Annotated in this window: 13 protein-coding genes and 2 pseudogenes; 12 read left to right on the top strand and 3 right to left on the bottom strand. The window is 70.5% G+C overall.

Features of this window, described 5'->3' with window-relative positions; genetic code table 11:
• Positions 1-10 precede the first annotated feature (10 nt).
• The 7 genes from BLW76_RS46810 to BLW76_RS46775 all read left to right on the top strand — a co-directional run bounded on the left by BLW76_RS46810 (position 11) and on the right by BLW76_RS46775 (position 7116).
• Positions 11-445, top strand: coding sequence for a DUF2304 domain-containing protein (locus BLW76_RS46810; RefSeq protein ID WP_091319081.1), 435 nt, complete (start codon positions 11-13; stop codon positions 443-445).
• A 37-nt stretch (positions 446-482) separates the two neighbouring features.
• Positions 483-986 (top strand): uridine kinase family protein, encoded by a 504-nt coding sequence (locus BLW76_RS46805; RefSeq protein ID WP_244170736.1) that lies wholly within the window; start codon positions 483-485, stop codon positions 984-986.
• A gap of 327 nt (positions 987-1313) precedes the next feature.
• Entirely contained in the window at positions 1314-2993 is a 1680-nt protein-coding gene (locus BLW76_RS46795; RefSeq protein ID WP_354852821.1) for an ABC transporter substrate-binding protein, read from the top strand.
• A gap of 85 nt (positions 2994-3078) precedes the next feature.
• Positions 3079-4080 (top strand): ABC transporter permease, encoded by a 1002-nt coding sequence (locus BLW76_RS46790; RefSeq protein WP_091319076.1) that lies wholly within the window; start codon positions 3079-3081, stop codon positions 4078-4080.
• Positions 4077-5006, top strand: a complete 930-nt coding sequence (locus BLW76_RS46785) for an ABC transporter permease (RefSeq protein WP_091319074.1) — start codon at positions 4077-4079, stop codon at positions 5004-5006. Before BLW76_RS46790 ends, BLW76_RS46785 begins: the two co-directional genes overlap by 4 nt.
• Positions 5007-5011: 5 nt before the next feature.
• On the top strand, positions 5012-6007 hold the full coding sequence (locus BLW76_RS46780; protein ID WP_091319072.1) for an ABC transporter ATP-binding protein: 996 nt from the start codon (positions 5012-5014) through the stop codon (positions 6005-6007).
• On the top strand, positions 6004-7116 hold the full coding sequence (locus tag BLW76_RS46775; protein WP_091319070.1) for an ABC transporter ATP-binding protein: 1113 nt from the start codon (positions 6004-6006) through the stop codon (positions 7114-7116). Before BLW76_RS46780 ends, BLW76_RS46775 begins: the two co-directional genes overlap by 4 nt.
• 33 nt (positions 7117-7149) lie before the next feature.
• Here BLW76_RS46775 and BLW76_RS46770 read toward each other — a convergent pair.
• Together BLW76_RS46770 and BLW76_RS46765 are read right to left on the bottom strand one after the other, a co-directional pair.
• Positions 7150-8341, bottom strand: a pseudogene (locus BLW76_RS46770) (RNA polymerase sigma factor).
• A complete protein-coding gene (locus tag BLW76_RS46765; RefSeq protein ID WP_091320733.1) occupies positions 8338-8694 on the bottom strand; it encodes a YciI family protein in 357 nt (118 codons plus the stop codon). Before BLW76_RS46765 ends, BLW76_RS46770 begins: the two are co-directional and overlap by 4 nt.
• 79 nt (positions 8695-8773) lie before the next feature.
• On the opposite strand from BLW76_RS46765, the gene BLW76_RS46760 reads away from it, so the two are divergent.
• The 5 genes from BLW76_RS46760 (at position 8774) to BLW76_RS46745 (ending at position 11607) form a co-directional block, all read left to right on the top strand.
• Positions 8774-9205 (top strand): YybH family protein, encoded by a 432-nt coding sequence (locus tag BLW76_RS46760; protein ID WP_091319068.1) that lies wholly within the window; start codon positions 8774-8776, stop codon positions 9203-9205.
• 27 nt (positions 9206-9232) lie between these two features.
• A complete protein-coding gene (locus BLW76_RS50645; RefSeq protein WP_341866546.1) occupies positions 9233-9595 on the top strand; it encodes an NAD(P)H-binding protein in 363 nt (120 codons plus the stop codon).
• Positions 9535-9807, top strand: a complete 273-nt coding sequence (locus BLW76_RS50640) for an NAD(P)H-binding protein (RefSeq protein WP_279627730.1) — start codon at positions 9535-9537, stop codon at positions 9805-9807. Before BLW76_RS50645 ends, BLW76_RS50640 begins: the two co-directional genes overlap by 61 nt.
• Before the next feature lie 117 nt (positions 9808-9924).
• Positions 9925-10563 carry a DedA family protein gene (locus tag BLW76_RS46750; RefSeq protein ID WP_091319067.1) on the top strand — a complete coding sequence of 213 codons (639 nt, stop codon included), beginning with the start codon at positions 9925-9927 and terminating at the stop codon, positions 10561-10563.
• Positions 10564-10620: 57 nt separating this feature from the next.
• Positions 10621-11607: a Rossmann-fold NAD(P)-binding domain-containing protein gene (locus tag BLW76_RS46745; protein ID WP_091319065.1), complete on the top strand. Its 987-nt coding sequence runs from the start codon at positions 10621-10623 to the stop codon at positions 11605-11607.
• Between the two features lie 172 nt (positions 11608-11779).
• On the opposite strand, the pseudogene BLW76_RS46740 reads toward BLW76_RS46745, so the two are convergent.
• Positions 11780-12667: pseudogene (locus BLW76_RS46740) on the bottom strand (EamA family transporter); the annotation flags it as partial.
• Between the last annotated feature and the right edge of the window lie 57 nt (positions 12668-12724).

Raw genomic sequence — 12724 nt, 5'->3', positions numbered from 1 at the left:
GAGCTTGGGAATGCAGGGTTGGCGCATCCTCAGCATCGTCATCGCGTGCTTGGTGCTGTTCGTCGTCATCGAGATGATGCGGCGGCGCAAGCTGCGGGAGAAGTACGCGGGCGTCTGGCTGGTCGTCGCCGTCGGCGTCGTGGTGCTGGCCGCGATCCCGGCGGCCGCGCAGTTCCTGGCCCGGCTGACCGGGGTGGAAACCCCGTCGAACTTCGTCTTCCTCCTGGCCGGCGTCGTGCTGGCGCTCGTGTCGCTGCACCTGTCCACCGAGACCGGGCACCTCGAGGAAGAGGTGCGCACGTCGGTCGAGGAGATCGCGCTGCTGCGCTGCGAGCTCGAGGACACCCGGCGCGAGCTGGCGAGCCGGATCGCCGAGCTGGAGGCGAAGACGGCGGCGCCCGACGACGTCAAAGGGCTCCCGGAGGTCGAGCGCGTCAGCAAGTGACGCCCTGATCGAAGCCCTGCTCGCCGCCCCCGCGCGGCTGGGCCGGGTGCGCGTCCTGGCCATCGACGGCCCGTCGGGAGCCGGCAAGTCCACACTGGCCACGCAGGTCGTCGACGGCCTGACCGCCCGCGGGTGCCGCGCGGCCCTGGTGAGCACCGACGCCTTCGCGACCTGGGACGACCCGGTCGCGTGGTGGCCCCAGCTCGTCGACGGCGTCCTGCGGCCGCTGGCCGCGGGCGTGGCGGGGGCGTACCGGCAGGTGGACTGGACCACCGGGGTGCCCCGGCCGGGTGAGCTCGTCCGGGTGGCCGTGCCGGACGTCCTGGTGCTGGAGGGCGTGTCCAGCGGCCGCACTTCGGCAAGACCCCTGCTTTCGCACCTCTGCTGGCTCGAGGGCGGCTCGGCGGCCGCACGGCTGGCCAGGACCGTCGCCAGGGACGGCGCGGCCGCACGGGCCGAATTGGCGCGGTGGCAACGGTTCGAGCGCGGCTGGTTCGCCGTCGACGGCACCGCCGGGGCCGCCGGGACACGACTTTCGTAGGGGACGGCTCGATCACGCACCGTGAGCGACCTGTTCCGGATCGATCCAGCGGTCCGTAGCCGGATACACGAGTGGACCAATGTCGGTACCGCCATCTGAGTCATGGATCAGGCACCGCGCGCAGCCATGGACCTCAAATGGTCACATTCTGTCGTGATTTACGGACACATTGCGGTCAAATCGACGTCCACGTAGCGCGATCGTAACCTCACGTGCTTAAGTGCGGGCCGAGTTCCCGCTAGTGTCGGCGAGCACACCGATCGTCCGTCGAGTTCCTGACCGACCGGACGGTGACTTTGAACCCGAACATCTCCCAAGGGGTGCCAGATGCAGCAATTGCGGCTGACCCGAACACGCCGGGTGGCCCTGATCGGGCTAAGCGGCGCGCTCGCGGTTTCGCTGTCCGCCTGTGCGGAATCCAAGCGTGAAGAGGGCGCTGGGGGTGGTTCCGGGGGCACCATGATCTTCGGCGCGGCCGGCAACCCGAAGTTGTTCGACCCGATCTTCAACGACGAGGGCGAGACCTTCCGGATCACGCGGCAGATCTTCGACACGCTGATCCAGAACAAGCCGGGCACCGCCGACCTCGAGCCCTCGCTGGCCGAGAAGTGGGAGCCGAGCAACGACGGCAAGACCTGGACCTTCTCCCTCAAGCAGGGCGTGAAGTTCTCCGACGGCACCGCCTTCGACGCCGCCGCGGTCTGCTTCAACTTCGACCGCTGGTACAACATGAAGGGCGCCGCCGCCCAGAGCCAGATGATCTACTACGCCGACGTCTTCGGCGGGTTCGCCAAGAACGAGAGCACCGACTACAGCGACCCGGTCTACAAGAGCTGCGAAGCCAAGGACCCGGCGACCGCGGTCGTGAACCTGAACAAGGCGAAGGGCGCGTTCCCGGCGGCCTTCACCCTGCCGTCGTTCTCGATGCAGAGCCCGACCGCGCTCAAGCAGTACAAGGCGGACGAGGTCACCCAGTCCGGCGACTCGTTCACCTACAGCGAGTACGCGAACAAGCACCCGGTCGGCACCGGCCCGTTCAAGTTCGACAGCTGGGACCAGGGCAAGGGTGAGATCACCCTGTCCAAGAACGAGACCAGCCCGACCCAGACGGCCAAGCTCGACAAGCTGATCTTCAAGGTCATCCCGGACGAGAACGCCCGCAAGCAGGCGCTCAAGGCCGGCGACATCCAGGGCTACGACTACCCGGCGCCCGCGGACTACGGCCTGCTGCGCAACGAGGGCGAGCAGGTGCTGGTGCGCCCGCCGTTCAACGTGCTCTACCTGGGCATCAACCAGTCCGGCCCGGCCGGTGAGAAGCTGAAGGACGTCAAGGTCCGCCAGGCGCTGGCCTACGGCATCAACCGCGAGCAGTTCGTCAAGAGCAAGCTGCCCGAGGGCGCCGAGGTGGCCACCGAGTTCGTGCCCAAGACGATCTCCGGCTACACCGACGACGTCACGAAGTACCCGTTCGACCAGGCGAAGGCCCGGCAGCTCCTGCAGGAAGCCGGCGCGACGAACCTGACGCTGAAGTTCTACTACCCGACCGAGGTCACCCGGCCGTACATGCCGAACCCGGCGGACGTCTTCACCTCGATCTCCGAGGACCTGAAGGCCATCGGCATCAAGATCGAGCCGGTCGCCAAGCCGTGGAACGGTGGCTACAAGGACGACGTCCAGAAGTTCGGCAAGCAGGACCTCCACCTGCTCGGCTGGACCGGTGACTACAACGACGCGGGGAACTTCGTCGGCACCTTCTTCGGCCGCAAGAAGCCGGAGTTCGGGTTCGACAACCCGCAGCTGTTCCAGGCGCTGGCCAACGCGGACGCTTCGCCCGCCGGCGACGCGCACGCCAAGGCGTACCAGGAAGTCAACAAGCAGATCATGGACTACCTGCCGGCCATCCCGATCTCCTACGGTCCGCCCGCCATCGTGGTCGGCCCGAAGGTCAAGGGCCTGGTCGCCAGCCCGCTGACCGACGAGCGGTTCAACACCGTCACCGTGAACTGACAGCTTCACCGAGCGAGGCATGGGGTGGGTGCTACCGCACCCACCCCATGCCCGTACTTCCCGGGCTGGCCCCAAAGGACACCAAGTGCTCCGTTTTCTCGTGCGTCGGTTGCTACAAGCGATCCCGACGCTGCTCATCCTGTCCATCCTGGTCTTCGCCTGGCTCCGGTCGCTGCCCGGAGGGCCCGCGGCCGCCCTCCTCGGCGACAAGGCAACGCCGGAGAAGATCGCCAACCTCAACCACGTGCTGGGGCTCGACCAGCCGGTCATCATCCAGTACTTCAAGTTCCTCGGCCGCGCGATCACCGGTGACTTCGGCGCCTCGCTGGTCTCCACCCAGCCGGTGATGTCGGAGATCGGCACGTTCCTGCCCGCCACCATCGAGCTGGGCATCACCGCGATGATCATCGCGGTGCTCCTCGGCATCCCGGCGGGCTACCTCTCGGCCCGCTACCGCGGTGGCGTCGCTGACAACGTGATCATCGTGCTGACGCTGATCGGCGTCGCGGTGCCGGTGTTCTTCCTCGGCTACATGATGCAGGACCTGCTCGCCGGGCCGCTGGGCCTGCCGTCGCAGGGCAGGCAGACAGCCGGCCTGGACGCCACCGCCGTCACCAACTTCGCCGTCCTGGACGGCATCATGACGAGCGAATGGGACGCCGTCTGGGACGCGATCAGGCACCTGATCCTCCCCGCGTTCGCGCTCGCCACCATCCCGCTCGCGGTGATCACCCGGATCACCCGCGCGTCGGTGCTCGAAGTGCTCAACGAGGACTTCATCCGCACGGCCAACTCCAAGGGCCTCACGCAGCCGGTCGTCCGGCGGCGGCACGTGTTGCGCAACGGCCTGCTCCCGGTGGTCACCACCATCGGCCTGCAGACCGGCGCGCTGCTCGGCGGCGCCGTGCTGACCGAGCGCGTGTTCAACTTCCGCGGCCTCGGGTTCCTGCTGGCCGAAGGCATCGAACGGCGTGACTACCCCCGGCTCCAGGCGCTGCTGCTCTTCGGCGCGCTGGTGTACGTGCTGGTGAACATGCTGGTCGACGTCTCGTACGGGCTCATCGACCCGAGGGTGCGTGTGCGATGAACACTCTGCTGAACAAGAAGAAAGAACCGATCGACAAGCTCGCCGCGGCGAGCGGGAACAGCCTCGGCCGCGAAGCACTGCGGCGGATGCTGCGCAGCCCGGTCGCCATCACCGGTGGCGTGATCACCGGCCTGTTCGTGCTGCTGGCCATCTTCGCGCCGCTGATCGCGCCGAAGGACCCGTTCGAGCGCTACCTGCAGGACAAGGTCGCCCTGGGCCAGGGGATCATCCCCGGCGCCCAGCCGGGCTACCCGCTCGGCGTGGACGACTTCGGCCGCGACGAGCTGTCGCGGCTGATCGTCGGCGCGCAGAACACCCTGCTCGTCGGGGTGCTGGCCACGGTGATCGGGGTGCTCCTCGGCATCATCATCGGCGGGCTCGCCGGCGCGTTCGGCGGCTGGGTCGACACCGTCCTCATGCGACTGGTCGACGTCATGCTGTCGGTGCCGTCGCTGCTGCTGGCGATTTCGGTCGCGGCGCTGTTCGCCAAGCCCAGCCAGTGGACGGTGATCCTCGCCGTCTCGCTGATCGGCGTGCCGATCTTCGCCCGGCTGCTGCGCGGCTCGATGCTGGTGCAGCGCGGCAGCGACCACGTCCTCGCGGCGACGTCGCTGGGCGTGAAGCGCGGGACGATCGTGTTCCGGCACATGCTGCCGAACTCGCTCGGCCCGGTCATCGTGCAGGCCACGCTGACGCTGGCGACCGCCATCCTGGAGGCCGCGGCCCTGTCGTTCCTCGGCCTGGGCGACCCGGACCCGAACCGGGCGGAGTGGGGCATCATGCTGAGCAAGGGTGCCCGGCAGTTCCTCGACGTCCGGCCCGAGCTCGCGTACTACCCGGCGATCGCGATCATCATCGTCGCGCTCGGGTTCACGCTGCTCGGCGAGTCCCTCCGCGAAGCCCTCGACCCGAAGAACAGGCGGTGAGAACCATGGCACTCCTTGAAGTCCGCGACCTTTCGGTCGTGTTCCAGCGGCGCGGCGAGCCGCCGTTCACCGCGGTGGACGGCGTGAGCTTCGACGTCGAACCGGGCCAGACGGTCGGCCTGGTCGGCGAGTCCGGCTGCGGCAAGTCCGTGACGTCGCTGGCGATCATGCGGCTGCTGGCCAAGCGCGGCAACAAGGTCAGCGGTTCGGTGCGCTTCGAGGGCACCGACCTGCTTCGCCTGTCCGACAAGGACATGCGCGACCGCCGCGGCCGCGACCTCGGCATGGTGTTCCAGGACCCGTTGTCCTCGCTGAACCCGGTCATCCCGATCGGGCTGCAGATCACCGAGGTGCTGGAGCGCCACCGCGGGATGTCGCGCAAGGCGGCGTCCGTCGAAGCGGTCGACCTGCTCGACAAGGTCGGCATCCCCGACCCGTCGCGCCGGCTTTCCGAGTACCCGCACCAGCTTTCCGGCGGGATGCGGCAGCGCGCGCTGATCGCGATCGCGCTGGCGTGCCGTCCGCGGCTGCTCATCGCCGACGAGCCGACCACCGCGCTCGACGTCACCATCCAGGCGCAGATCCTTGCGCTGCTGCGCGAACTGGTGCAGGACACCGGCACCGCGCTGATCATGATCACGCACGACCTCGGCGTCGTCGCCGGGCTGTGCGACGAGGTCAACGTCCTCTACGGCGGCAAGATCGTGGAGCGGGCGCAGCGGCACCAGCTGTTCGCCGAGCCGCGGCACCCGTACACGCACGGCCTGCTGGCCTCGATCCCGCGCCTCGACGCGGGCCGCGGCGAGAAGCTGATCCCCATCCGGGGCTCGGTGGCCGACAACATCCCGTGGGACCACGCGTGCGCGTTCGCGCCGCGCTGCCCCAACGCGCTGCCGGTCTGCCGCGAGGTCCAGCCGCAGCTGGCGCCCGACCAACACGGGCTGCTGCGCTGTCACAACCCCGTGCGGCCCGCGGTCGCCGCGGGAGGAGGAACCCGATGACCCGTCCTGCTGGTGACGTGCTGCTCGAGGTCACCGACCTCAAGGTGCACTTCCCGATCAAGCGCGGCATCGTGGTCGACCGGACGGTCGGGCACGTGTACGCGGTCGACGGCGTCGACCTGGCCATCCGCCGCGGCGAAACCTACGGCCTGGTGGGCGAATCCGGCTGTGGCAAGTCCACTTTGGGCCGGGCGATCCTGCGCCTCAACGAGCCGACCGCCGGTTCCGTGAAGTTCGACGGCACCGACGTCGCGCAGCTGAAGGGTGAGGAACTGCGGAAGGCCCGGCGCCGGATGCAGATGGTCTTCCAGGACCCGATGTCCAGTTTGGACCCGCGCCAGTCGGTCGAGTCCATCCTGCTCGAGGGCATGCACGCGCACGGCCTCGACAAGGACAAGGAGGCCACCCAGCGGCGGCTGCGGCAGTTGCTGGCCGCGGTCGGCCTCCCGGAGACGTCGCTGCGGAAGTACCCGCACGAGTTCTCCGGCGGGCAGCGCCAGCGCATCGGCATCGCGCGGGCGCTGGCCGTGGAGCCGGACCTGATCGTCGCCGACGAGCCGGTGTCCGCGCTGGACGTCTCGGTGCAGGCCCAGGTCGTGAACCTGCTGGAGGACCTGCAGGACCAGCTCGGGCTCACCTACGTGGTGATCGCGCACGACCTCGCGGTGGTGCGGCACATCTCCGACCGCATCGGCGTGATGTACCTGGGCGCGCTGGTCGAGGAGACCGACGCGGACTCGCTGTACCGCGAACCGCTGCACCCGTACACGCGGGCGCTGCTGTCGGCCATCCCGGTGCCGGACCCGCAGGTCGAGGACACCCGCGAGCAGATCCTGCTCGCCGGTGACCTGCCGTCGCCGGCCAACCCGCCGTCGGGCTGCCGCTTCCACACGCGCTGCCCGTGGCGGCAGGCGAGCCTGTGCGACACGGATCGTCCGCAGCTGCGCGAGATCGGCGGCGGCCACCGGGTGGCGTGCCACTACGCGGAGGACATCCGCGACGGGCGCATCCAGCCGCACGAGGTGGAGCCGGAGCTGGTGGAGCTCACCGGGGCGCTCAACCCCGACCTGGGCCCGCCGGACATCGGCACCTCCGCCGAGATCCTCTGACCGCCCTGAGGGCACTTTCACGTGAAAGTGCCCTCAGGGGCGGAGGGCGGCGGCCCGCGACTGCAGGTACGCCTGTTCGGGCAGGCTCAACGTCCGCCGCGCGGCGGCCAGGTACGCCTCGCGGGCGCCGGCGGTGTCCCCGGCGGTTTCGAGCAGGTGCGCGCGGATGGCGTCGACCCGGTGGTGCCCCGCGAGGTCCTTCGCGGCTTCCGCCAGTTCCGCCAGCCCGGCTTCGGGGCCGTGGACCTGCGCGAACGCCACCACCCGGTTCAGCGTCACCACCCGGGCCGGGTGCCACCACCCGCAGCAGGTCGTAGAGCGTGAGGATCTGCGCCCAGTCGGTGTCTTCGGCCGTCGGGGCTTCGTCGTGGACGGCCGCGATCGCGGCCTGCAGCTGGTACGGACCCACCGGCGTCGTCGCCAGCGCCTTCGTGATCAGCGAAACGCCTTCGCCGACGAAGGCCCGGTTCCACCGGGACCGGTCCTGTTCGGCCAGTGGGACGAGCGCCCCGGTGCCGTCGACGCGGGCCGGGCGGCGGGCATCGGTCAGCAGCATCAGCGCGAGCAGCCCGGCGACCTCGCCGTCGGCCGGGAGTTCCGCGTGCAGCTGCCGGACCAGCCGGATGGCTTCGGCGGTCAGCTCGACGCGGCTCAGTGCGTCACCCGAACTGGCGGTGTGCCCCTCGGTGAAGATCAGGTAGAGCACCTGCAGCACGGCGGCGAGCCGTTCGGGGCGCTGGTCGTTCGTGAGCCGTTCGCTCTTCAGCTTCTGTTTCGCGCGGCTGATCCGCTGGCCGATCGTGCTCTCGGGGACGAGGAAGGCCCGCGCGATCTCGGCGGTGGTCAGGCCGCCGACCGCGCGCAGGGTCAACGCCACCTGCGCCGGCGGGCTCAGCGAAGGGTGGCAGCAGAGCAGGAGCAGGGTGAGGGTGTCGTCGACCCCGCTGACGGGTTCGGGCGCCGGCGGCTCGGCCAGTACGAAGGTCTCCTCACGCCGTTGCCGCGCGGTCTCACTGCGCCACTGTTCGATGCGGCGCCGGGACGCGGCGGTGATCAGCCACCCCTTCGGGTGATCCGGAAGACCTTCGGCCGGCCATTGCCGCGCGGCGGCGAGCAGCGCCTCCTGGACGGCGTCCTCACAGGTGTCGAAGTCCCCGTACCGCCGGACGAGGGCGGCGAGTACCTGCGGCGCGAGCTCGCGGAGGAGGCGTTCGACGTCGGTCACAGGTCGGGTCCGTGGAGTCCCATGACCGGCCGCACCTCGACTTTGCCGAAGGACGCCTCCGGGATCCGGTGGGCGATCTCGAGGGCGCGTTCTTCGCTCTCGCAGTCGAGCAGGTAGAAGCCGGCGAGGAACTCCTTGGCCTCCGCGAACGGCCCGTCGGTCGCCAGCGGGCCCACCCGCTTGGCCAGTTCCGGGAAGGCGAGCCGTTCGGAGACGATCCGCTCGCCGGAGGCGTCGAGATCGTCGTTGAGCTGCTGGTAGTAGGCCAACCCGGCGGCCCGCTGGGCGTCGCTCATGCCTTCCCAGGCCTGGCGCGACTCGGGGTTGCCGTAGATCAGGACCACGTATTTCACTTCCGCCACCTCCGGCTGTCGAAATCCGCCCGGCGGCACCTACGTCTCCAGTGCAGGCACCGACAGTGAGGAGAATGGCATGAGCGAGCAGCAGATCCGCGAGCTGATGGCGGCACGCGAGGTGGCGATGACGGCCCGTGACGCGGCGGCGTTGGGCGCCCACTACGCGCCGGACGTGGTCGCGTTCACGCTGGCACCCCCGCTGGTCCACCGCGGAGCGGAGGTCATCGACGTCGAGGCGCACCGGGCGTGGTTCGAGACGTTCGAGGGGCCGATCGAGTACGAGATCCGCGACCTGGAGGTGTTCCTCGGCGGCGACATCGCGTACAGCCACGCGCTCAACCGCCTTTCGACCACCCCGAAGGGCGCGCCGGCGGGGTTCGACCTGTGGTTCCGGTCGACGGTGTGCTTCCGCCGGGTGGACGGGAAGTGGCGGATCACCCACGTGCACGACTCGACGCCGTTCTACATGGATGCAACTCTGCGGGCGGCAGTGGACCTGAAGCCCTGACGGCGACCGTCGGCCGGAGTTGTCCACATGGGGGTGACTCCTGTGGACAACTCCGGCGACCCGGCGAACCGCCCCCGACTCCGGCACGATCACCCCATGCAGGTCACCGTGCTGGGGGCGACCGGCCGGACCGGTCTCCACGTCGTCCGGCTCCTCGCCGTGCGCGGGCACTCCGTCCGGGCCGGCCTGCGCAGCCGGCACCGCGCCGAGCTCCTCCGCGGTCTCCCCGTCGAGCCCGTCCTGGCCGACGTCACCGCCGACCCCGGCGACCCCGGTACGTCCAGCTCTCCGCGCAGTTCGCCGACGCGCCCGACCAGGGTGACCGGCTCGTGCGGTCGATCCTGCTCGCCAAGCAGATCTCCGACAGCGTCCTGCGGAAGTCCGCGCTGACCTGGACCGTCGTCCGGCCCGGCACGCTCACCGACGGGCCGGGCACCGGCCGCGTCAAGGCGGGCGGGCACCTCGAGCCGGGCCGGATCAGCCGGGCCGATGTGGCCGCCGTGCTCGTCGGGGTGCCGGCCGAACCGCTCACCGAAAACCGGGGTTTCGACGTCGTTTCCGGGGGTTTTCCGGTCGCCGCGGCGCTCGCGGCGCTCGGCTGACTCACCCTGGGCACCCGACCAAAGTCGTACCCCTGTCCATACCTGAGGAGGCCGTCCGGCGCGGACCGCCCCCGGTACCCTGCGGAAAGCAATCAGAATCCCGAGGGGGTACGAGCTGTGCACGTCGACCAATGGCTGGAGGCGATCCCGCCGCTCGCGGTCTACCTGATCGTCGGCGCGGTGATCATGATCGAAAGCCTCGGTATTCCCCTGCCCGGGGAAATCGTGCTGGTCAGCGCCGCTTTGCTGGCCTCGCAGCACAGCAACCTGAGCCCGCTCTGGATCGGCATCCTGGCCAGTGCCGGCGCCATCATCGGCGACAGCATCGGCTACCTCATCGGAAAAACCGGCGGGCAACGGCTGTTCGCCTGGGCGGGCCGGAAATTCCCGAAGCATTTCGGGCCGGCGCACCTCGCCAACGCCGAACGGATCTTCGACAAACGCGGCGTGTGGGCCGTCTTCCTCGGCCGGTTCATCGCCTTCCTGCGGATCCTCGCCGGCCCGCTCGCCGGGTCACTGCGCATGCACTACCCGAAGTTCCTGCTGGCGAACGCCGCCGGCGGCATCGTGTGGGCCGGCGGCACAACGGCGGCCGTCTTCTACCTGGGCGTCGTCGCGGAGGAGTGGCTCGGCCGGTTCTCCAAGTTCGGCCTGCTCGCCGCGATCGTCATCGGCGTCGTCGTCTTCTTCGTCATGAAGAAGCGCCTGGGCCGCACCCACGCGGAAGACGAGAACCAGGAGGAGACCGCGGCCTGACGTCTGCTCTCAGCGAATCCGCCCGCCGGGCGGTGCCGCCGGTGCTTGGCTGGCGGCATGGAGATCCTGGTGCTGGGCGGAACGGCGTGGGTGGCTCGGGAGCTGTCGCGGCAGGCGGTCGCCCGCGGCCACCGGGTGACCTGCCTCGCGCGGGGCGAGAGCGGCGAAGTCGCGGAGGGCGCAACGCTGGTCGTCGCCGACCGGCGCGACCCGGCGGCGTACGAGCCCCTGCGGGACCGGGTGTGGGACGCGGTCGTCGAGGTGTCGTGGCAGCCGGGGTTCGTCCGCGGCGCGCTCGACGCGCTGGGCGGCAAGGCCGGGCACTGGGTGTACGTCTCGTCCGTCAACGCCTACGCCGCCCACGCGACGCCGGGCGCGGACGAGTCCGCGCCCTTGCTCGCCCCGACCGACCGCACCGAGGCCGACCGCGAGCTGTACGGCGAGGCGAAGGTCGCCTGCGAGCAGGCATCGGCGGCCGCGGTGGGCGACCGCCTGCTCATCGCCCGCGCCGGGCTCATCGGCGGCCCGGGCGACCACACCGGGCGCTCCGGCTACTGGGCCGCCCGTGCCGCCCGCGATCCGCGCGGGCCGATGCTGGTGCCTGCCACCCCGGCCGTCCCGACGTCGGTGGTCGACGTGCGCGACCTGACGTCCTGGCTGCTCGACGCCGCGGAGACCGGAACCACCGGCACGTACGACGCCGTCGGCCCGGTCGTGCCGTTCGGGGAGTGGATCGAGCTGTCCCGCGCCGCCGGCGGGCACACCGGCCCGGTGGTCACCGCCCAAGCGGAGTGGCTGCTCGCGAACGGCGTGACCCAGTACATGGGACCCGAATCGCTGGCGATGTGGCTGGTCGAGCCGGGCTGGGAGGGGTGGTCGGCCCGCGCCGGGACCGCGGCGCGCACCGCGGGGCTGCGGCACCGGCCCCGGGCGGAGCTGCTGGCCGACACGTTGCGCTGGGAACGCGAGCAGGGCCTGGACCGCGACCGGCGCGCCGGCCTCAGCGCACGGCGCGAGCGCGAGCTGCTGGAGGCTCTGGGCTGAGGGAGCCCGCGGCGGGCTCGGGCGCGGTGTGCGGCGCGGGTGGCTGTGGGCTGATGGTGCCCGCCTCGGGCTCGGGCGCAGGCTCGGTGTGCTGCGCGAGTGGCTCGGACCTGACAGCGCCCGCCACGGGCTCGGTGTGCGCCGCAAGCGGCTCCGAACTGACAGCGCCCCCCACGCCCACCGGCTCCGGCTTGCGCCCACCCCGCAGCGAGCCGAGCAGCACGCCGGCGATCACTACCGCCGCCGCGGCGACCTCCGGCCAGGTCGGCCGCTCGCCCAGCAGCAGGAACGATGCCGTCAGCCCGACCACCGGCACCAGCAGCGAGAACGGCGAAACCACGCCGGCCGGGTTGCGGCGCATCAGCGTCGTCCACAGGCCCGAGCCGACCACCGTGCCGATCAGCACGACGTAGGCCAGCCCGCCGAGCGCGGTCAGGCCGGTCGGCGTCCCGAGCGTCGTCAGTGATCGCCACTGCGCGGCCGGGCCCTCCATGACCAGCGACAGCGCGAACATCGGCAGCGGCGGCACGACCGACATCCACAGCGTGAAGTGCAGCGGGTTGTCCGGCTCGGCCTTGCGCGTGCTCAGGTTGCCGAACGCCCAGCTCAGCGCGGCCAGCAACGTCAGGATCATCGGCAGCAGCGCGGCGTGCCCCGACTGCTGCCAGGCGATCGCGACCATCCCGGCCACCGCCAGCGCGATGCCGGCGAGCTGGTGCGGGGTGACGCGTTCGCGCAGGAAGACGGCGCCGAGCAGCACCGTGAACGGCGCCGACGCCTGCAGCACCAGTGACGCGAGCCCGGTCGGCATCCCGGTGTCCATCGCGATGAACAGGAACGCGAACTGCCCGGTGCCGAAGCCGAGCCCGTACCCCAGCAGGTGCCGCACCTTCACCTTCGGCCACGGCACGAACAGGATCGTCGGGACGGCGATCACGGCGAACCGCAGCGCACCCGCGAACACCGGCGGGAACTGGCTGAGCGTGGCGTGGATGGCGAGGAAGTTGAGGCCCCAGAGGACGGCGACGAGCACGGCGAGCAGGCGATCACGGGCGGGCATGCCTCCACTCTGACAAGGCCGACAGTGAAGGACCAGCGAATATATCTGCAACAACCT

Origin of the sequence: Amycolatopsis tolypomycina, assembly GCF_900105945.1 — a bacterium.
In the GTDB taxonomy this organism is placed as follows: domain Bacteria; phylum Actinomycetota; class Actinomycetes; order Mycobacteriales; family Pseudonocardiaceae; genus Amycolatopsis; species Amycolatopsis tolypomycina.
This window is presented reverse-complemented; position numbering and strand designations above follow the sequence as displayed.